General features: G+C 67.5%; 18 protein-coding genes. 9 read left to right on the forward strand and 9 right to left on the reverse strand.

Going from position 1 to position 19,588, the window contains the following annotated elements; translation table 11 throughout:
• Positions 1-309: 309 nt before the first annotated feature.
• The 6 genes from ASF32_RS20880 to paoA all read right to left on the reverse strand — a co-directional run bounded on the left by ASF32_RS20880 (position 310) and on the right by paoA (position 7,593).
• A complete protein-coding gene (locus ASF32_RS20880) occupies positions 310-1,029 on the reverse strand; it encodes a RibD family protein (RefSeq protein ID WP_082490480.1) in 720 nt (239 codons plus the stop codon).
• A gap of 35 nt (positions 1,030-1,064) precedes the next feature.
• Positions 1,065-1,463, reverse strand: coding sequence for a cupin domain-containing protein (locus ASF32_RS20885; RefSeq protein WP_244483689.1), 399 nt, complete (start codon positions 1,461-1,463; stop codon positions 1,065-1,067).
• 118 nt (positions 1,464-1,581) lie between these two features.
• Entirely contained in the window at positions 1,582-3,792 is a 2,211-nt protein-coding gene (gene paoC, locus ASF32_RS20890; RefSeq protein ID WP_056432995.1) for an aldehyde oxidoreductase molybdenum-binding subunit PaoC, read from the reverse strand.
• A 52-nt stretch (positions 3,793-3,844) separates the two neighbouring features.
• Complete coding sequence (gene paoC / locus ASF32_RS20895; protein WP_056432998.1) at positions 3,845-6,049, reverse strand: aldehyde oxidoreductase molybdenum-binding subunit PaoC; 2,205 nt, start codon at positions 6,047-6,049, stop codon at positions 3,845-3,847.
• A 3-nt stretch (positions 6,050-6,052) separates the two neighbouring features.
• Positions 6,053-7,003, reverse strand: a complete 951-nt coding sequence (locus ASF32_RS20900) for a xanthine dehydrogenase family protein subunit M (RefSeq protein ID WP_056433001.1) — start codon at positions 7,001-7,003, stop codon at positions 6,053-6,055.
• On the reverse strand, positions 7,000-7,593 hold the full coding sequence (gene paoA, locus ASF32_RS20905; protein ID WP_056433003.1) for an aldehyde dehydrogenase iron-sulfur subunit PaoA: 594 nt from the start codon (positions 7,591-7,593) through the stop codon (positions 7,000-7,002). The genes ASF32_RS20900 and paoA overlap by 4 nt, the downstream gene beginning before the upstream one ends.
• Before the next feature lie 271 nt (positions 7,594-7,864).
• Here paoA and ASF32_RS20910 point away from each other — a divergent pair, with 271 nt between their 5' ends.
• Positions 7,865-8,758, forward strand: coding sequence for a LysR family transcriptional regulator (locus ASF32_RS20910; RefSeq protein ID WP_056433006.1), 894 nt, complete (start codon positions 7,865-7,867; stop codon positions 8,756-8,758).
• A gap of 193 nt (positions 8,759-8,951) precedes the next feature.
• On the opposite strand, the gene ASF32_RS20915 is transcribed toward ASF32_RS20910, so the two are convergent.
• Complete coding sequence (locus ASF32_RS20915) at positions 8,952-10,028, reverse strand: catalase family protein (RefSeq protein ID WP_056433009.1); 1,077 nt, start codon at positions 10,026-10,028, stop codon at positions 8,952-8,954.
• Between the two features lie 373 nt (positions 10,029-10,401).
• Between ASF32_RS20915 and ASF32_RS26715 the strand changes: the two genes are divergently transcribed.
• The 4 genes from ASF32_RS26715 to ASF32_RS20935 all read left to right on the forward strand — a co-directional run bounded on the left by ASF32_RS26715 (position 10,402) and on the right by ASF32_RS20935 (position 13,513).
• Positions 10,402-10,806: a hypothetical protein gene (locus ASF32_RS26715; protein WP_056433012.1), complete on the forward strand. Its 405-nt coding sequence runs from the start codon at positions 10,402-10,404 to the stop codon at positions 10,804-10,806.
• Positions 10,807-10,930: 124 nt separating this feature from the next.
• A complete protein-coding gene (locus tag ASF32_RS20925; protein WP_056433015.1) occupies positions 10,931-12,013 on the forward strand; it encodes a catalase family protein in 1,083 nt (360 codons plus the stop codon).
• A 37-nt stretch (positions 12,014-12,050) separates the two neighbouring features.
• Positions 12,051-12,620 carry a type 1 glutamine amidotransferase domain-containing protein gene (locus ASF32_RS20930; RefSeq protein WP_056433018.1) on the forward strand — a complete coding sequence of 190 codons (570 nt, stop codon included), beginning with the start codon at positions 12,051-12,053 and terminating at the stop codon, positions 12,618-12,620.
• 86 nt (positions 12,621-12,706) lie between these two features.
• The gene (locus ASF32_RS20935) at positions 12,707-13,513 is read left to right on the forward strand and encodes an SDR family oxidoreductase (protein WP_056433021.1); all 807 of its coding nucleotides are present in this window, start codon (positions 12,707-12,709) and stop codon (positions 13,511-13,513) included.
• A gap of 225 nt (positions 13,514-13,738) precedes the next feature.
• Here the strand turns inward: ASF32_RS20935 and ASF32_RS20940 are convergent, their stop codons facing one another.
• Complete coding sequence (locus ASF32_RS20940) at positions 13,739-14,623, reverse strand: LysR family transcriptional regulator (RefSeq protein WP_056433024.1); 885 nt, start codon at positions 14,621-14,623, stop codon at positions 13,739-13,741.
• 126 nt (positions 14,624-14,749) lie between these two features.
• On the opposite strand from ASF32_RS20940, the gene ASF32_RS20945 reads away from it, so the two are divergent.
• Complete coding sequence (locus tag ASF32_RS20945; protein WP_056433026.1) at positions 14,750-15,739, forward strand: zinc-dependent alcohol dehydrogenase family protein; 990 nt, start codon at positions 14,750-14,752, stop codon at positions 15,737-15,739.
• 155 nt (positions 15,740-15,894) lie between these two features.
• Here the strand turns inward: ASF32_RS20945 and ASF32_RS20950 are convergent, their stop codons facing one another.
• The gene (locus ASF32_RS20950) at positions 15,895-16,818 is read right to left on the reverse strand and encodes a hypothetical protein (protein ID WP_056433159.1); all 924 of its coding nucleotides are present in this window, start codon (positions 16,816-16,818) and stop codon (positions 15,895-15,897) included.
• 155 nt (positions 16,819-16,973) lie between these two features.
• Here ASF32_RS20950 and ASF32_RS20955 point away from each other — a divergent pair, with 155 nt between their 5' ends.
• The 3 genes from ASF32_RS20955 to ASF32_RS20965 all read left to right on the forward strand — a co-directional run bounded on the left by ASF32_RS20955 (position 16,974) and on the right by ASF32_RS20965 (position 19,498).
• Positions 16,974-17,705, forward strand: coding sequence for a response regulator transcription factor (locus tag ASF32_RS20955; RefSeq protein WP_056433029.1), 732 nt, complete (start codon positions 16,974-16,976; stop codon positions 17,703-17,705).
• Complete coding sequence (locus ASF32_RS20960) at positions 17,705-19,078, forward strand: ATP-binding protein (RefSeq protein ID WP_056433032.1); 1,374 nt, start codon at positions 17,705-17,707, stop codon at positions 19,076-19,078. Before ASF32_RS20955 ends, ASF32_RS20960 begins: the two co-directional genes overlap by 1 nt.
• A 156-nt stretch (positions 19,079-19,234) precedes the next feature.
• The gene (locus ASF32_RS20965; RefSeq protein ID WP_056433035.1) at positions 19,235-19,498 is read left to right on the forward strand and encodes a hypothetical protein; all 264 of its coding nucleotides are present in this window, start codon (positions 19,235-19,237) and stop codon (positions 19,496-19,498) included.
• The last annotated feature ends 90 nt before the right edge of the window (positions 19,499-19,588 follow it).

Below are 19,588 nucleotides of genomic sequence, written 5' to 3' on the forward strand. Positions count from 1 at the left end.
GCGCCAGGATTTTCGCGACATGGGGAGGCCTCGGTGGCGGGGTGGATCTGGACGATCGCAGCTCGCCGTGAGGTGGGCAAGCGCGACGTTTGGGCAGGGTAAACATTTCCCTGGCCTCAATTTGGGATCGACTCCCGGCCCCGTTTTGATAGCCGACCCAATGATCCGGTTCGGCACACCAAAGTTACGCTCTAAATCAACTTAGAGTTATGACAGGGCAGCACGGAAATTTCCTGCGGCCCTGTCTTATTCAGCTTGCGAAATCGGGTCCGGCGGCCATTGACCGGCGGCGGTTCATGCTCACGAGGCTCAGGCGCCGGGAGCATCCTCGACGGCATACCTGAGCCAAACGGTGCCACCTTCCAAAGTCTCGGTGTGGCGATGCCGAAGCGCCTTGCCGGCCGCCGGCCGCTCGTCGGGCTCGCCGTGGTACTCGAAGATGGTTGGTACGCCCGCAAGACCATCAAGCGCGGGCGACACAAGCAGGCTGACCTCGTCGATCAGTCCGGCCTTCAGGAAAGCGCCGTTGATGATGCCGCCGCCCTCCAGCAGCAGGGTCCTTACGCCGAAGGTCTCGCCCAGGGTTGCCATCGCACCGACGAGGTCACGGCCGTCCGGACCGGCGAAGATGTAGGAGACCCCGTCCTCACGGAGCTCCGCCAGATAGTCATCCGTGACGCCCTCGCCGAGGACCGCCACGATATGGTCCCCGCCTGCGTCGTCCCGGCCGTAATGCACCTTCCCGTGCGGGTCGATTGCGACGGCCAGGTCGCGGCCGTTTCGCTTGCCGACATGAGTCTGGCGGAGGTCACCAGGAACGGTCTCGGGTTTGCGCGGATGCCCCTTGGCGATCTCGGCCATGGTCGTGCGACCCACGATCCAGCCCTCGGCATCCAGGCGCGCCGCGGTCTCGTCGTAGTACCGGTGAACCAGGTCCTGCTCGATGCCCGCGGCGGGAGGGGTCCAGCGGCTCGGGTGGAGCCGGCCGTCGATGGAGCTTCCCATGTGGCAGATGATCTTCGGACGCATCTCGCGAACTCACTTTTCCTGGGGTTACGGTCAGGTCACTCGCCGCGGTACTCGGCGTCCGTGACGTGCTCCATCCAATCGACGACCTTGCCGTCGAGCGCCTCCGACAACGCGATGTGGCTCATGCCTGCGGTAGGCGAGGCCCCATGCCAGTGGCGCACGCCGGGCGGGATGCGGACCACGTCGCCAGGCCGGATCTCCAGCACCGGACCGCCCTCGTTCTGGACCCGACCGACCCCGGCGGTAACGATCAGGGTCTGACCGAGGGGATGGGTATGCCAAGCCGTCCGAGAGCCGGGCTCGAAGGTAACGAGGCCGCCCGACAACCGTGAAGGCGGCCTTTCCTGGATCATCGGGTCGACGCGTACGGTCCCCGTGAAGTTCTCCGGCGCGCCCCTTACGGAGGGCACGGTACCGCTGCGCTCGACGGTCACCGCCTCCTGCGAGGGACTGGCGGAGCAATGCCAGTTCATTCCGGTGGCGAGGGTCGCTGCAAGGACGAGCGAGGCGGCCCCGACGGGTATGTGCATGGCGGTGTCCTTGGCGTTACCTTCAGGCCGCGTCGGGCATGCGGTCGAGGAGCTTGTCCAGCGTGATGGGATAGTCGCGCACGCGGACCCCGGTCGCGTTGTAGATCGCGTTCGCGACGGCAGGTGCGACGCCGACCAGCCCGAGCTCCCCGACACCCTTCGCCTTGATCGGCGACATCGTCGGATCGACCTCGTCGACGAAGATCGCGTCGAGGTGCGGGATGTCGGCATGGACCGGTACCTCGTACCCGGCGAGGTCGTGGTTGACGAAGAAGCCGCGCTTGGTGTCGACCGCCATCTCCTCCATCAGGGCGGCGCCCACGCCCATGACCATGCCGCCGATGACCTGGCTGCGGGCCGTCTTCGGGTTGAGGATGCGGCCCGCGGCACAGACCGCCAGCATCCGCCTGACGCGGATTTCGCCGGTGTCCGCATCCACGCCGACCTCGGCGAAGTGCGCGCCGAAGGTCTGCTGGGCGAACCTCGTCGACAGGTCGCCGAACTCCATGGTGTCCTCGACGACGATGTCGCCGGCCTTCGCCGCATCGCCGAGCGGTACGGCGCGATTGCCCAGGCGCACCTCGCCGTCCGAGAAGATCGCGTCGGCCGAATTGAACCCCAGTCTCTGGGCCACCGCCTCGCGCAGCTTCACGCACGCGGCGTAGACGCCTGCGGTCACGGACGGCGCGCCCTGCTGGCCACCCGAACCCGGCGACTCGGGAAAATCGGAATCCCCGAGTCGCGCGACGACCCGTTCGATCCCGACGCCCATCATCTCGGCCGCCGTCTGGGCGACGATGGTGTAGCTGCCGGTGCCGATGTCGGTCATGTCGGTCTCGACCGTAACCACGCCCCGAGCATCGAGCCGCACACGAGCACCGGACTTGGCGATCTTCGCGGCGCGGATCGCGCCTGCCATACCCATCCCGACCAGCCAGCGCCCGTCACGGACGCTGGCCGGCGCTGCCTTGCGCCGATCCCATCCGAACCGGTCTGCCCCGGTGCGGAGGCACTCTACGAACGGGCGGGTTGAGAACGGCATCTCGGGATGCTCGGGGTCGACCTGGGTGTCGTTCAAGACCCGGAACGCGACCGGGTCCATGCCGAGCTTTTCCGCCATCTCGTCCATGGCGATCTCAAGCGCCATCAATCCCGGGGCCTCGCCCGGGGCTCGCATCGCATTACCCTCGGCGAGGTCGAGCACCGCCAGCCGTTGGCGGGTCATTCGATTGGCGCCGGCGTAGAACGACCGCGTCGCGGCGGTCGACGGCTCGGTCCGGCCCCCGGCGAGGTTGCCGTTGAGGTTGTCGTGGCCGATGGCGGTGATACGGCCGTCCGTCGTCGCCCCTATCCAGATGCGCTGGACCGTCGCCGGGCGGTGGATGGTGGTGTTGAACATCATCGAGCGCTGCAGGGCGAGCTTGACCGGCCGACGCGCCACGCGCGCGGCCACCGCGGCCAGGGCGAGGTCGGTCTGCACCGTCCCCTTACCGCCGAACCCGCCGCCGATGTACGGCGACACCAGACGGATCTTGTCCTTGGTGATGCCAAGGGTCTTGGCGAGGTCGCGAACGCCCCAGTTCATCTGCTGGATCGCGGTGTGGCAGGTCAGGCGGTCGCCGTCCCAGGAGGCGATGGTGGCGTGCGGTTCCATCATCGCGTGCGCCTGGTCGGGCGTCGTGTAGGTCTCGTCCACCTTGACCGGCGCCGCCGCGAACGCGGTCTCGAAGTCTGCCACGCTGGTCTCGGGCTTACCCCCGAACTGGCCGGCCTTGGCGACCGGCGCCGTCGCCACCAACGCCGACAGGTCGAACGAACCTTCCACCCGGGCATACTTCACTTCGACCAGGGCAGCGGCGGCGCGTGCCTGCTCGAACGTCTCCGCGACGACGACCGCGACGGCCTGGTGGTAGTGGTCGATCTCGGGCGCGGCGAGGAAACGCTGGACGTAGAACTCGCCCTTGCCGAGCGTTCCCGCGTTCTCATGGGTGACAATGGCGACGACACCCGGGGCGGCATTGGCGGCAGCAAGATCAATCGCGACGACGCGCCCCTTGGCGATGCCGGCACCGACGATGAAGCCGTAGGCGAGGTTCGCCTGCGGATCGTGCCAGTCGGAAGCGTAGGGGGCGGTGCCGGTCACCTTGAGCGGACCGTCGACCCGGTCGAGCGGCTGCCCGACGACCTTGAGCCGGTCGACGGGGTTGATGCCGGCGGGGGTATCGAACTTCATGATCTCGCTCCTCGACCTTCGGTCTTTGCGACGCTCCTACCGTCCGACGCGCTCAGGCCGCGTCCGGCATGCGGTTCAGGAGCTTGTCGAGGGTGATCGGGTAGTCGCGGACCCGCAGGCCGGTGGCGTTGTAGACAGCGTTCGCCACCGCAGCGCCGACCCCGCAGATTCCGAGTTCGCCGACGCCCTTGGCCTTCATCGGCGAGGACATCGGATCGACCTCGTCGAGGAAGATCACCTCCTGGTGCGGGATGTCGGCGTGGACCGGGACCTCGTAGCCGGCGAGGTCGTGGTTGACGAAGTACCCGCGCTCGGTGTCGACCGCGAGCTCCTCCATCAGGGCCGCGCCCACGCCCATGGTCATCCCGCCGATGACTTGGCTGCGGGCCGACTTCGGGTTGAGGATGCGTCCGCTGGCACAGACCGCCAGCATGCGGCGGACCCGGATTTCGGCCGTGGCCACGTCGACGCCGACCTCGACGAAGTGGCCGCCGAAGGTCGATTGCTGATGGGTCTTGTCGAGGTCGCCGAACTCGATGGCGTCCTCAGCCACGATGTCTCCGCCGGTAGCTGCCTGGGCGAGCGGAACGGTGCGATTGCCCGAGCGGACCTGCCCGTCCTCGAACATGGCATCGGCCGAGTTGAAGCCGAGCTTGCCGGCCACGGCCTCACGTAACTTCATACAGGCGGCGTAGACACCCGACGTCGACGAGTTGGCGCCGAACTGTCCGCCCGAGCCCGAGGAGACCGGGAAATCGGAGTCCCCGAGGCGCACGATGACCTTGTCGAGGGTGACCCCCATCATCTCGGCCGCCGTCTGGCCGATGATGGTGTAGCTGCCGTTGCCGATGTCGGTCATGTCGGTCTCGACGATCACCATGCCCTTGCCGTCGAGGCGGACGCGGGCGGCCGACTTCAGGACCATGTTGTTGCGGAAGGCCGAGGCCATCCCCATCCCGACGAGCCAGCGGCCGTCGCGGACCTGGCCGGGCTTGCCCCGTTTGTCCCAGCCGAAGCGCTCGGCGCCCTGGCGCAGGCATGCGACGAGGCTGCGCTGGGAGAAGGCACGCTCCGGCTTCTCCGGATCGACCTGTGTGTCGTTGATCTCGCGGAACCGCACAGGGTCTATACCGAGCTTCTCCGCCATCTCGTCCATGGCGACCTCAAGCGCCATCAGCCCAGGGGCCTCGCCCGGGGCCCGCATGGCGTTGCCTTCGGGCAGGTCGAGCACGGCGAGGCGCAGGGCAGTCATCCGGTTCGGGGCGGCATAGAGCAGACGGGTCTGCAAGACCGCCGCCTCGGGACCGCCCTCGGGCAGGTCGCCCGACCAGCTCTCGTGGCCGATGGCGGTGATCTTACCGTCCGGGGTCGCGCCGATGCGGATGCGCTGGAGCGTGGCGGGCCGGTGCGTGGTGTTGTTGAACATCTGCGGACGGGTCAGCGCGACCTTCACCGCCCGACCGGCCGCACGGGCGCCCAGCGCCGCGAGGAGCGCCTCGGACCGCAGGAAGAGCTTGCCGCCGAAGCCGCCGCCGATGAACGGCGAGACCAGCCGGACCTTCTCCTGCGGGACGTCCAGGGTCAGCGCGAGGTCACGCGTGCCCCAGGCGATCATCTGATTCGAGGTCCAGACGGTGACCTTGTCCCCGTCCCAGGACGCGACGGAGGCATGGGGCTCCATCATCGCGTGGGCGTGGTCCGGCGTCTCGTAGCTCTCGTCGAGCTTGACCGGCGCCGAGGCAAACGCGCCGGCGAAGTCGCCGACGGAGGAGGAGGATGGACTACCCTGGACGTCGCCCGGGTCCTTCGCTCCGTCCTTCACCAAGGCGAGGTCGAAGACACCCTTCGTGGTGGTGTACTTGACCTTGACCAGCGCCGCGGCGGCGCGTGCCTGCTCGAAGGTCTCGGCGACCACCACGGCGACCGCCTGGTGGTAGTGCTCGATCTCGGGGCCGCCGAGGAGTTTTGCGGTGTTGAGCTTGCCCTTGCCGAGCTTGCCCGCGTTCTCGGCGGTCACGATGGCGACGACGCCCGGCGCGGCCTTGGCGGTGCCCAGGTCCATCAAGGCGATCCGGCCCTTGGCGATGGTCGCGCCAACGACGACGCCGTAGGCGAGCTTGGCCTGCGGGTCGTGCCAGTCGTTGGCATAGGGGGCGGTGCCGGTGGTCTTGAACGGGCCGTCGATCCGGTCGGTGGCCTTCCCCACGACCTTGAGCTGGTCGATGGGGTTGGTGCCTGCGGGGGTGTCGAACTTCATGGATCAGGCCCTCGCCTCGGTCAGGACGGCACCGAGCGTGCGCTCGGCGAGCTTCAGCTTGTAGGCGTTGTCCTCGGTGGGCTTGGCCCCCGCGAAGACCTTGTCGGTCACCGCCTTGGCGCCCCGCGGCAGGTCGGCCTCGGCGGCTTCGACGCGCCAGGGACGGGGCGCCACACCGCCGAACGCGACATGGCCGGTCCCGTCCTTGCCGATCACGGCAGCGACCGAGACCAGGGCATAGGCGTACGAGGCACGGTCGCGGACCTTGCGGTAGATGTGCGTCCCGGCGATGGGCTTCGGCAGCGTCACCGCGGTGATGAGCTCGCCGGCCCTCAGGATGGTGTCGAGTTCCGGCTTGTCGGCGGGCAGGCGATGGAAGTCTGCCACGGGGATCTTGCGCGTTGCGCCCTTGGCGTCGACGGTCTCAACGCTGGCGTCGAGCACGCGCATGGCCACCGCCATGTCGCCCGGATAGGTCGCGATGCAGGCTTCGCTCGCACCGATGACGGCGAGCTGCCGGCTGACCCCGTCGATGGCCGAGCAACCGGACCCCGGCTGGCGTTTGTTGCAGGCCTGGGCGGTGTCGTAGAAGTACGGGCACCGGGTCCGCTGCAGCAGGTTGCCGGCGGTGGTCGCCTTGTTGCGGAGCTGTCCCGAAGCGCCTGCGAGCAGCGCCCGCGAGAGAACGCCGTAATCCTTCCGGACCCTGGCATCAGCGGCCAGATCCGTGTTCCGCACCAGGGCCCCGATCCGAAGGCCGCCCTCCGGCGTCGGCTCAACCTTGTCCAGGCCGAGGCCATTGACGTCGACGAGGTGGGTCGGGGTCTCGATCTGCAGCTTCATCAGGTCGAGCAGGTTGGTGCCGCCGGCGATGAACTTGGCGTTCGGGGTGCGGGCGACGGCGGCGGCGGCCTCGGCGGGCGTGCCCGGGCGCTCGTAGGTGAAGGATTTCATGCCTGCTTCCCCGCGACCTCGGTGATCGCCTCGACGATGTTGGAGTAGGCACCGCAGCGGCAGATGTTGCCGCTCATGCGCTCGCGGATCTCGGCGTCGGTGACCTCGTAGGTCCCGTTGAGGTCGGCGCTGACGTGGCTCGGGATGCCGGACTTGATCTCGGCGATGACCGCGACGCTGGAGCAGATCTGGCCCGGGGTGCAGAAGCCGCACTGGTAGCCGTCGTGCTTCACGAAGGCGGCCTGCATCGGATGGAGGTCGCCCGGCTTGCCGAGCCCCTCGATGGTCATGACGCTGGCGTCCTGGTGCATGACCGCGAGGGTCAGGCAGGAATTGATGCGTCGACCGTCGACGATCATGGTGCAGGCGCCGCACTGACCGTGGTCGCAGCCCTTCTTGGCGCCTGTTAGGTGCAGGTGCTCTCGCACCGCGTCGAGCAGGCTGGTCCGGGTGTCCAGTTCGAGCTCGCGGCGCTCGCCGTTCACGGTGAAACCGACCTTGGCCAGGACCGGCTTTTCGGTTCCCGCGGGCGCGGCGCCCGCCGCCGAGGGGACGGCGGCCAGGGCCGCCGTGGCTGATGCAGCCACCATCAAATCTCTCCGGTTCAAGTCGTAATCTCCAGGTCGTCCCATCTTGGTCTCCGAGCCTGCTGCAGGGGGGGCGATGGCGCGACGGCCGCCCGTCGAGGGCGGGATGCCCGTGGAAACACACACACCTTGGATAGGCTCCAAGGTACGGCGTCACGTCTCGTTGATTAGTGCCTCCCAGCCACATAGGGTCATGAGCAACGCTTATGGATCGTCCGCGGCACGATCCCGGACGATCTTGTCCACCTCTCAGAATGCGGTGAGGAGCCGGCCTATGGCGCGCACGGACCTGACCGACCTGCTGTCCTTCGCGACAGTGTCGCAGGAGGGCAGCTTCACCCGCGCCGCGACACGCCTGGGCATCACGCAATCGGCCCTCAGCCACGCCCTGAAGGGCCTTGAGGCCCGGCTCGGCGTGCCCCTGCTGACCCGGTCCACCCGCGGCGCCGTGCCGACCGAGGCGGGGGAGCGCCTGCTGCGGATCGTGGGACCCCAGTTCGAACAGATCGATGTCGAGCTCGCCGCGCTCACCGAGCTCCGCGACAAGCCCGCCGGCACCGTCCGCATCACGGCGTCCGAGGACGCGGCGGCGACCGTCCTGTGGCCGGTCCTGGCACGCCTGCTGCCGGACTACCCCGACATCAACGTCGAGATCGTGACCGAGCAGGCCCTGACCAACATCGTTGCCGAACGCTTCGACGCCGGCGTGCGCATCGGCGAGCACGTCGAGAAGGACATGGTTGCGGTCCGCATCGGTCCCGACATGCGCATGGCCGTGGTTGGGACCCCGGCCTCCCTCAGGAAACGGGCGAGACCCAAGCACCCCGAGGACCTCACCGCCCACCGGTGCATCAACCTGCGCCGGCCGACCCGTGGCGGGTTCTACCCATGGGAGTTCGAGCGGAAGGGGCAGGCCCTGAACGTGCGCGTCGAGGGCCAACTCGTGTTCACCAGTTTACCCCTGATCCGGGAGGCGGCCCTCGCCGGACTCGGGTTGGCTTATCTGCCGGAGGACCACGTGGCGCAGGACGTGGCCGAGGGCAGGTTGGTGCGGGTGCTGAAGGACTGGTGCGAGCCTTTCCCGGGATACCACCTGTACTACCCGAGTCGTCGCCAGCCCGCCCCGGCCTTCACGGTCCTATTGGAAGCGCTTCGTCACCGCGGCTGACGCCAGGGCCGCCTGGCCTCAACCAAGATCGACCCATGGCGAGCCTCACGTCAAAGTGTTGGATGGAGCGGCCCTTACGACTGCAATGGGTGGATCTCAGCCTGTCCGCTTTCGAGCGGATTAGCGATGAAGCAGACATCGCCGTCGCACCCGGTCCCTCCACCGACAGCAGTTGCATTCTCGGGATGTCGCTTCAGCGCACCGCGCCGGGCTCGTGGATCGGGCAGCGGTTGAACCGCTCACGGAACTCAGCCGAATGCCTGTAGGGGGCGTTGCGGGCGCGGTTGATGTTGCCGAGAGGTCGGTGCGCTGCGAGGCCGGTCCACACGCTGAAGCGCATCTCCTCGTCCACCGCTTGGACCCGGGCAGGGTCCCAACTGTCCTGCGGCTGAACCCGGACAATCCCGACCCGCTGGAACGGTGCCTCGTCCTCCTTCCACTCCACCGTCGGGTCTTCGACCGGCTGGCGTTCGAGGTCACGGCAGAGCTGCACACGGAATTCCCACTCGCCGGCGATGCCGATCATCTCGGACTGCACTGTCTCGCGGATGGCATTCGGGCGGCCGGCTGCATCGATCTCAGTGCCGGTCAGGGCAGTCAGAGCCGGAGCGACGGGGGCCAGCGAGAACTTGGCGATGTAGTCGCCGTACCGGAACGGGGTGAGGCTGTAATAAGTCTCGCCGAGCGGATCGACATTGGGCGCGCCGCCCAAGGAACCGATGGTGGGGCTGTCGATGCCCACCGCGTGCAGGGCCTTGTTGACACCGCGCAGGACCGTAGAGGCGGCGACCTTCAGCCCCTCGGCGCGGTCAGTGGTACCGGCCAGCAGCTTGAGGCTGCCCAGGAACTTCTCCGCGTTCGGCGCTTGGAATACCTTGCCGTTGACCATGATGAAGTTCTGCGTCGTCCCCTCTGCATCCGGCAGGCGCTCGCCCTCGACGTCCAGCACTTTAAGGGCGACGCCGCGGGGCAGGGAAACCGCGTCGGGGAGGATGTCGCCGGCGTTTGTCGACAACCGCATGTAGACTTTGTGCTCGCTCGGCTCTGCGAACAGGCCCTGGGCCAGTTCGGGGGGCAGTCCAGCGTCCACCGTCAGCGTCCCCTCCAGGATACCGTGTGACTTGGCATGGACCGATCTGACGGCATGCCCCGAATGATCGGCGACCGTTTGCAGGATCGTGTCGAAAGTCTCGTTCAACTTGTCGATTGTTGGCGCCTCATTGGGGCCGACTTGTTCGACGTGAGGGCTGTAGCGGACGGGCGCTTGCAAGTTCAATGGCTCCGGATGGGTGTGGCGCCGGGATGAACGACGTTCTCGGTCCGGCGTTCCCAAAGATGATCACGCGGTAGTCAAGACGTACCGCGGAGGCAGAAGCCGACGCCTGAGAACGCCGGATGTATTCTTCATTCGTCGCGGGCAAGCTCCCCTACAAAGTGGCGCTGCATTCGAGTGAAGACCAAGGGGTGCTCACCCTAATTCGATGCCAGCCGCCCCCGCCGAACCGGGGCGACGCGACAGGTTGCGACATTGCGACCAGTCCGGAACCAGAGCCCCGTGGAGGGGCTTCTCCCGCGACAATCCCAATGGAAGCCACTTTGGTGCAAGCACACTGTGGCTAGAGGTCGAAGGGGCAGACCCCACAATGAACTATAAGCTTGCTCTAAGCCTTCCACTCCTCGTTTTCCTGGCTTGGCCGGTTTCAGCCCAGACCGCAGGCCATACGGCACGGGCGGTATTGATTCATGGCAACTACTGCGGACCAGGCAACAACGCTACCGCGGCTCCGGTGGACGCGCTCGATGCGGCCTGCGCCCGACACGATGCATGCACCCCCGATGGCGGGTTGGCCACGAAGGCCTGCAACCTGCGCCTTCAAAAAGAGGCGGACGCCATCTCGCGCGACCCCCAGCAGCCGGACGAACTAAGGGCCATGGCAGGCTTGGTGTCAGCCGGTGCCTCGATAATGATGTCGGCCCGTGAGCCCGCGACCGAGACGGAGGTTGCCCGAAGCCAGGGTGGAAAGGCTTGGGCCGCGTACACCCGGTAGTCCCCGCTTCGCGCCAATCGGTATCGTCGCGTCACCCAAGCAGGCGCCGTCCCGTCAGTCGGCCAGCGCCGCCCGGTCTCCGCTTTGTACCATCTGCCCTTAGACCCGCTTCCGAGGAACGAGCATGGCCTATCTTCGCTACGCGCCAGACATCGAGACGCCCGCACCGGACGAGCAGAAGTCCATCGATGGGATCATCCAAGGGATGACCCAGCAGTCGCAGGTTGTCGAGAAGCGAGAGCACCGGGCCGTGCGCGCGAGCCACGCCAAGAGTTCGGCCTGCGTCATCGGAGAGCTGTTCGTCCCGGAGAACCTGCCGCCCGAACTCGCGCAGGGTCTGTTCGCCAATCAAGGGACGTACAAGGTCGCCGTGCGCTTCGCCCAGGGGCCGGGCGAGACCCTAGGCGACCGCGTGTCCACCCATCGCGGCATGTCGATCAAGGTTTTCGGCGCGGCCGGCGCGAGGCTGCCCGGCCACGACGTCGAAACTCAGGACTTCGTGCTTGCCACCGGCACGACCTTCCCGTCGGGCACGGCGGCGGGCTTCCTGCGGGACGGCACAGTGATCGGGAAATCTACGGGCCTGCAAGAGGGCGTGAAGAGCGCGGTCGCCGCCACGGCGCGCAACCTCAACCGCGTGCTGCACGCCTTCGGCACGGAGAGCGCCATGGCCGATTTCCTCGGCCATCCCTACAGCCACCCGCTCGCCGACAGCTACTTCAGTCAGGCCCCAATGCGGTTCGGCGATTACGTCGCCAAGCTTGGCGCAGTCCCGGCTTCGCAGGCGCAGCTGGACCTGGCCGAATGGCGGCTCGACCCGCACGGCGACGAGGACGGCTTTCGTCACGCGGCGGCGGCGTTCTTCCGCGAAACCGACGTGGTCTACGAGGTGAAGGCGCAGCTTTGGGCCGATGCTGAGCGCCAGCCCATCGAGGATGCGTCGGTCGACTGGCCGGTCGCGGTCAGCCCGTACCGCACGGTGGCGACGCTCCGCCTGCCCCGGCAGGACGCCTACTCCCCAGAGCGGGTGCGTTACTTCGACGAGGTGATGACCTTCCGTCCGGCGCACAGCCTCGCGGCGCACCAGCCGCTGGGTTCGGTGATGCGGGCGCGGCTTCAGGTCTACCGGGCGCTGAGCGATTTCCGCCACCGGGAGAACGGTGTGACCGCCGAGAACACTGCCTCGCCGGAGAGCATTCCGGCCTGACGCCGACCCCTTTTCGCCACGCACAGAGGAGCCAACCATGACCCTTCAGGGCAAGACCATCGCCATCCTGATCGCCCCTCGGGGGACGGAGGAGCCGGAGTTTACTAAGCCCCGCGAGGCGTTGCTCGCGGCCGGCGCGACCGTCACGGTGGTAGGGCTTGAGGCAGGCGAGGCCGAGACGGTCAACAACGACCTCGACCCGGCTGGGAAGTATCCAGTCGACAAGGTCATCGACGGCGTGTCCGCCTCAGACTTCGACGGGCTCGTCATCCCCGGCGGCAGCGTGGGGGCCGACAAGCTCCGCGGCAGCGAGGCCGTGGTCGGCTTCGTCCGGGACTTCTTTCAGCAGGCCAAGCCGGTCGGTGTCATCTGCCACGGGCCCTGGACGCTGGTGGAGGCCGACGTCGTCAAGGGGCGCAAGCTTACCTCCTTCCCGACGGTGAAGACCGACATCCGTAACGCGGGCGGGGAATGGGTCGACGCGGAGGTGGTGGTCGACAAGGGTCTCGTCACCAGCCGCAACCCGAAGGACCTGCCGGCGTTCTGCGCCAAGATCGTCGAGGAGTTCGCGGAAGGGCGCCATCCGGAGCAGGCCCGCAGCGCCTGAAGCCGTCTCACGCCCGCTTCGGCTTAGCCTAGCCCCAGGTACTCAACGTCGGTCGACCTAACCACCGCTTTTCCAAGGAGACAGCCATGGATCTCGGCATCAAGGGACGGGTCGCCGTCGTGACAGGTGGGAAGTCGGGCATGGGTCGCTCGACCGCCGAGCATCTGTTGCGCGAGGGCGTCCACGTCGTTCTGACCGACAAGGAAGGCGCCGAACTGCAGGCCACCGCCGCGGAGCTGTCGGCGCTGGGTCAAGTCCGCGCCGTGGAAGCCGACCTTAGCGGGGCCAAGGGGATCGAGGTGCTCGCCGCCTTCGCCAACATGGCCTTCGATGACAAGCCCACCATCCTCGTCTGCGCCGCCGGCATCACGGGAGCGTCCGGCGACTTCCTTGAACTCACGGACGAGGACTGGATTGAGGCGTTGCAGACCGATCTCATGGCCGGAGTGCGCGCTACCAGAGCCTTCATCCCGCACATGCGCAAGGCGGGCTGGGGCCGCATCGTGCTGTTCTCCTCGGAGGACGCGGTGCAGCCCTATATCGAGGAACTGCCGTATGCCGCCGCCAAGGCCGGTGTTCTGAACCTCGCGAAGGGATTGTCGAAGGCCTATGGCCCGGACGGCGTACTCGTGAACGCGGTCGGACCGGCCTTCATTGCCACGCCGATGACCGACGCCCAGATGGAGAAGAAGTCGAAAGAGAAGGGCATCTCCTTCGACGAGGCGGTTCAACAAACGTTGGATGAGGAGCGCCCCGGCATCGTCGCCAAGCGCCGCGGCCGAGCTGAGGAGGTTGCGGCGGCAGTGACGTTCCTTTGCTCGGAACACGCCAGCTTCATCACCGGCGAGTTCCTCCGGGTCGACGGCGGCTCCGTTATGACTATGGGGGCCTAAAGCTTCGTTGCGGACCAGCAGCCGTTCTGTGTTGAGGCACATAGGAACGGCTGCTTTCTGGACGCCCGCGCTCTCACAGCAGTGACTGCGTTGGGTCGGGACCCGTCCGTCCGCTTTATGACCGCCTTTGGCGGATTTCCGCCTGACCGCTTACGGTAAGTTCTTCGCCGAAGCGGCCACCATCTCACGCATCCCCGGCCTCCTCAGTTCATTTCGTCCTCGGCATCAGATCCTCATGCGGTCGATCAAGACCCTGAGACCCCCGGAAACATGCCGTCGGCTCGGATAGTAGAGGAACAGGTCGCCCTTCACGGGGCACCACTCCTCCAGGCAAAGGACCAGGGTTCCGGCATCGAGGTACGGCCTGGCGCGATCCTCCCAGACATAGGCGAGGCCGCCTCCCTTGGTGGCCACCTCGATCATCAGGCCCTGGTCGTCGAGGGTGATCGGGCCGTCGACCTCGACCTCGATGACCTCGCCCCCCCGCTCGAACCGCCAGTTGAACATCTTGCCGCTGGGGAAGCGGTACCGGATGCCGGTGTGCCGAGCGAGATCGCGCGGGTGCTCCGGACGCGGGTGCTTGCTCAGGTAATCCGGCGAGCCCACCACGACGAGACGCTGCACAGGCCCGATCCGGACGGCGACCATGTCCCGGGACAGGACCTCGCCGAACCGGACACCGGCGTCAAAACCCTCCTCGACGATGTCGACCAAGCGGTCGGTCGCCACGACGTCGAGCTTCAGGCCCGGGTTCTCCTCGATCAGCGGGACCATGACGTCGCGCAGCAGGAAGGGGGCAATCGAGGTCGGCAGGTTGATCCTGACGGTGCCGAACGGCGTCTCCCGGAAGGTGTTCAGGCTCTCCTGGGCCCTCGCGATCTGATCGAAGGCGGGGGCAAGCTCGGCGAGGAAGCGTTCGCCCGCATCGGTCAGGGCAACGGACCGGGTCGTGCGCTGGAGCAACCGAACGCCGATGCGCTCCTCAAGGCTGTGGATGGCATGGCTGACCGCCGAGGACGCGACGCCGCGCTCCGTCGCGGCCTTCCGGAAGCTGCGATGCTTGGCGACCGCCAGGAAGGTCGACATCTCACCGAGTTCGGCCGCGCGCATTGTTCTGTCTCATTCATCACCGCGCGCAGAAACTAGCAGGTTATCGCAGCAGTCGCCCACCCTTACGTTCAGGTCGGCAAACCATCCCCGATCCACGGGAATGGCACCGGCGGCAGGAAAAGGCCCATGACGCGCATCGTACGGTTTCACGAGATCGGCGCACCCGAAGTCCTCAAGGTCGAGGACGTCACGGTGCCGGCGCCGAAGGCCGGCGAGGTCCAGATCCGGGTCAAGGCGATGGGACTGAACCGCGCCGAGGTGATGTTCCGGACCGGACAGTACGTCACCGAGCCGGCTTTCCCGGCCATCCTCGGTTACGAGGCCGCCGGGATCGTCGAGGCCCTTGGAGCGAATGTCGAAGGCCTTGCGCCGGGCGATGCCGTCAGCGTGGTCCCCTGCTTCATGCTCGGTGCGTATGGCCTCCACGGCGAGCTCGTGAACGCACCGGCCATCGGTGTCGTGAAGCACCCGGACACGCTGTCCTGGGAGGAGGCGGCCGCCACCTGGATGATGTTCACGACCGCCTACGGCGCCCTGGTCGACATCGCCGACGTCAAGGCCGGCGAGACGGTGCTGATCCGCGCCGCGTCCAGCAGTGTCGGGCTCGCCGCCATCCAGATCACGAAGGCCCTCGGCGCCCTCCCCGTCGCGTTGACCCGGCGCAGCAACAAGCGCGACGAACTCCTGGCGCATGGCGCAGCCCACGTCATCGCCACGGAGGAGCAGGACCTCGTCGCCGAGGTGATGCGGATCACGGACGGCAAGGGCGCCCGCGTCGCCTTCGACCCGGTCGGCGGACCGGAGGTCGGCAAGATCCTTGAGGCCTTGAGCACCCTCGGGATCTTCTTCCAGTACGGCGCGCTCGACACCACCCCGATCACGATCCCGGTCCTCTCGCTGCTCGGCAAGAACCTCACGGTGCGCGGCTACCAGATCTTCGAGGTCAGCACGGACCCGGAACGCCTAAGCAAGGCCAAGGCGTACATCGTGGAGGGCTTGGCCTCGGGGGCACTCAAGCCGGTCATCGCCAAGACCTTCAAGCTCGATGACATCGTCGAGGCTTACAAGTTCATGGARAGCAACGAGCAGATCGGAAAGATCGTCGTTACGGTCTAGCCGCACCACGAGGGCTCAGCCAGCCTGCCGATGGGGAAGCGTCCGTTTACGCGTACCGGATGCCCTCTGCGTTCCAGCGAGGTTGGGTCGGGGGCAGCCGCTCTCTCAGTGAATCTGATTGAGTCATAACCCTATCAGCTACCCGGCCTTGATCATCAGTGACCCAAGAGCTTGCCGGTGTGCAATAGGTAGCGGACATCTTCGGCGACCTGGTTCCGGGCGCCTAGCTTCTCGATAAGCTGAGCTGGACGGCTGCCCCGTAAGCCGGCGAGCGTCAATTCCTTGTCGCGGACATACGTATATACCCCGCTCACAGCGAACGGGGAGGCATGGGCCACGTCCCGGCCTAGGCCCTCGGCGGCCTGGATGAAGGCCTCGGAGGCGTAGAAGGTGGTCCTCTCCAGCGGCGAGGCGAACGCGATGTCGATGATGGCAACGAGGCGGCGTTCGGCAGGGACCTCGTGCCCGACGTTGGGCGCGGGGGGCGCAGGGTCGGCATTGTCGTAGGGCTCCGGCAGGTGGAGGCGGACCCGCAGTACCGGCTCCTCGGCGACGAGCGCCCGGGCGAGACGGCCGACGCGGTCTCTGAACACTGCGGCATCGTCGTGAGCGGCGCCGAGATGGAGGTGGATGCGGTCGAGACCGTCATCGTCGTTCGGGGATGGCTCGGCGACCCGGTCGACCAGCGTGGTCGATCCTTTCGGCAGCGCGTAGGCGACGGTGGCGGCGAACATGTTCTGCTCGTCCGCGAAGAGGATCGGACACGCCTCGTTGAACGCGGCCTGATCCTCCGCGGACTGGAAGCCGATCTCGACGCCGCCATCAAGTTCGTAGTCCGGGAAGGGCTTGATGCCCTCTATCTCGGGCCAGAGGCGAGCGTCCTGCTCGCGCGAGAGGTGGGTCTGTACGTACCAGCCGAGCCCGGGAATTCGTGAGCACAGGGGGCCGTGGACGTCCCGCCAGTAGGTGGCAAACAGCTCATGCGGCACCTTCGGATGCCGAAGGACCGTGGTGTATGAGTTGATGGCGATGGCGGCGTCGCGGTCGGAATAGTCGATGGAAGTCGTGAGCTTGGGCAAGGTCATTTCCTTGGGTGAGTGGCAACGCGCGGGCCGAGGCGTCGTGCGATCCCCAGGGTATGACGCGCGAAACGTGTCACCGGGCGCAATGTAACGTTTTGTGACAAAGGTCTTTTGCACGTTGTCGAGCCGACCGGCCTTCGTATGTTCGGGGCATGAACGAAGGCCCGACCATCGTCGTCGTCGAGGATGACGGCGACATCCGCACCCAACTCGCCGGCTACTTGGAGGGCGAGGGGTTTCGCGTGATCGGCTTCGACGGTGGCGCGGGCTTAGACCAGCACCTTGCGGTCGCGTCGGCCCCGGACCTGATCGTGCTCGACTGGATGCTTCCGGGCGAGGACGGGCTCTCCATCTGTCGGCGCCTGCGCGAGGCGGGCGGCCCTCCCGTCGTCATGCTCACCGCCAAGGACGAGGACATCGACCGTGTGCTCGGCCTGGAGATGGGGGCCGACGACTACGTCTCGAAGCCGTTCAACCCGCGGGTGCTGCTCGCCCGCATCCGTGCCGTCCTGCGGCGGGCCCATGGGAATGGGGTTCGCGCGGACGCCGCCGATCCCGGGACCCTGACCGTGGCGGACCTCATCGTCGATCTCGCCGCTCGTCGCGTGACGACCGGCGAACCGGCGGCCGAGATCGCCCTGACCAGCGCCGAGTACGACCTGCTGCACTGCTTCGTCACCCGGCCTCAGCGGGTGCTCTCGCGTGATCAACTCCTCGACTGGACGCGGGGGCGCTCGGCCGATGCCTTCGACCGCACCATCGACGTCCAGGTCAGCCGGCTGCGCCACAAGCTCGACGCGGGGGGCAGCGCCGCGGCCGCGCTGCTTAAGACGGTGCGCAACGCCGGCTACATCCTCGCCGCGCCCGTGAGGCCGGCGCCGTGATGGCCCGCGTCGGACTGCTTGGGCGGATCATGCTGCTCCTGCTCGGGGCGCTCTCGCTTCTGGTTCTCGCTACCGTCGCCCTGGACACGTGGCAGCGGCGGCAGGAGCGCTCGCCCTACGGGACGCGCTTCCCGCGCGTCGACCAAGCCGCGAACATCGTCACACTCCTTAGGGATGCCGATCCCGCCCTGAGGCCGGCCATCCTGAGGGCCGTCAGCGGCGAGGCCCTCAGGGCCGAGATCATGGACACGGCCCCGGATGCCGCCGGACTGATCCGCGAGCCGCGCCTTGAACGGCGCCTGCGCCGGATGACCGGTGATCCGGACGGGCCGCTACGGGCCTACACCGACACGGCCATGCTGCACCGGGGCGTCGATCCCGAGGACGTCAACGACAGGGATCGGAACCTCCCCGTCGGCAAGCTCGCCACGGCGACGTATCGGCTGCCGGACGGCCGGACCCTGGTCATCTCGGCGGTCGAGAAGCATCGCTCGATCATGCCGTGGCTGCTCGGCCAGCCACTGAGCCTGTGGGTGGCGGTCCTCGGCGCCGCGGTCGCCGGGCTCGTCCTCGTCGGAACACGCCGCGAACTAACCCCGCTGCGGCGTCTGACAGAGGCGGTGACCCGGTTCGACGGCCGCGCGCCGGAGCCGGTCGCCACCCCGCGGGGCGCCCCGGAGATCCGGCGCCTATCTCAGGCGATCCGGGATATGCAGGACCGCATCGTCGGCCTCCTCGGGGAGCGCTCGCTGCTGATCGGCGCCATCTCGCACGACCTCAAGACCTCCCTGACCCGCCTGCGGCTGCGGGCCGAGGGCGTGTCGGAGCCGGGGCGTCGGGACCGACTGGTCGAGGATCTCGATGCCATGACCGCGCTGATCGAGACCTCCCTCGGCTTCGCACGGGGCACCGCGGTCGAGGTGGGCCGGACGGCGGTCGACCTCGCCGACCTTGTCGCGGTCGAGGTGGCCGAGCAGGCCGCACATGGCATCGACGTCCACATGACCGGCGAAGACGTGCAGGATGCCGTGGCCGCCGGGGACGCGGTTGCCCTGCGTCGGGTCGTCGCCAACCTGATCGGAAACGCAGTCAAGTTCGGCCGGTCCACGGTCGCCGTTTCCGTGAGCCGGACCGGCGCGTCGTGCCGTGTCACGGTGGACGACGACGGCCCGGGAATACCTAAATCCGAGCGGACGGCCGTGTTCAGTCCGTTCTACCGGATCGAGCGTTCCCGCAGTCGCCAGACCGGCGGCACCGGCCTGGGGCTCGCCATTGCGCGGCAGATCGCGGAGGCCCACGGCGGTACCGTGGTGGCCGAGGCGTCCCCGCTCGGCGGTGCCCGCCTCGTCGCGACCCTGCCGGCCATCGCCTGAGGACCAGGCCGACGTGAAGGGCGGCCCGTTACAAAACGTTACGCCGAAGCATCGGCCCGTCACATCCGGGAGGCAAGCGAGGACGATCCTGTCCTCATCGGTCGCGAGGCCATCTCCGGCATCGCGGCTCGAACGAGAGCAGAGAAGGACTCGACGATGCTGAAGATCCTCGCACCGGTCGCCATCCTGGCTGGACTGGCATTGCCGGCCGCGGCGTCGCCGCTGATCCAGCCGGCCGTGTCCACCGGCCTGGACGGCGCCGAGATCATCCAGGTCTACGGCGGCTGCGGCCCCTACGCCCACCGCGGCCCCTACGGCGGCTGCCGGACCGGTGGCCAATGGGGTGGCTACATCCGCGGCCGCTCATGCCCGGCCGGGTTCCACATCGGGCCCTACGGCCGCCGCTGCTGGCCAAACTGATCCTTCAGCTACCCTCTTTTGATGCATCGCGGTGACCTTGCCGACGATGCCCAGGGTCGCTTCGGCTCCGGTCGAGGCGACCCACGGTAC

This window comes from Methylobacterium sp. Leaf91 (assembly GCF_001422815.1).
In the GTDB taxonomy this organism is placed as follows: domain Bacteria; phylum Pseudomonadota; class Alphaproteobacteria; order Rhizobiales; family Beijerinckiaceae; genus Methylobacterium.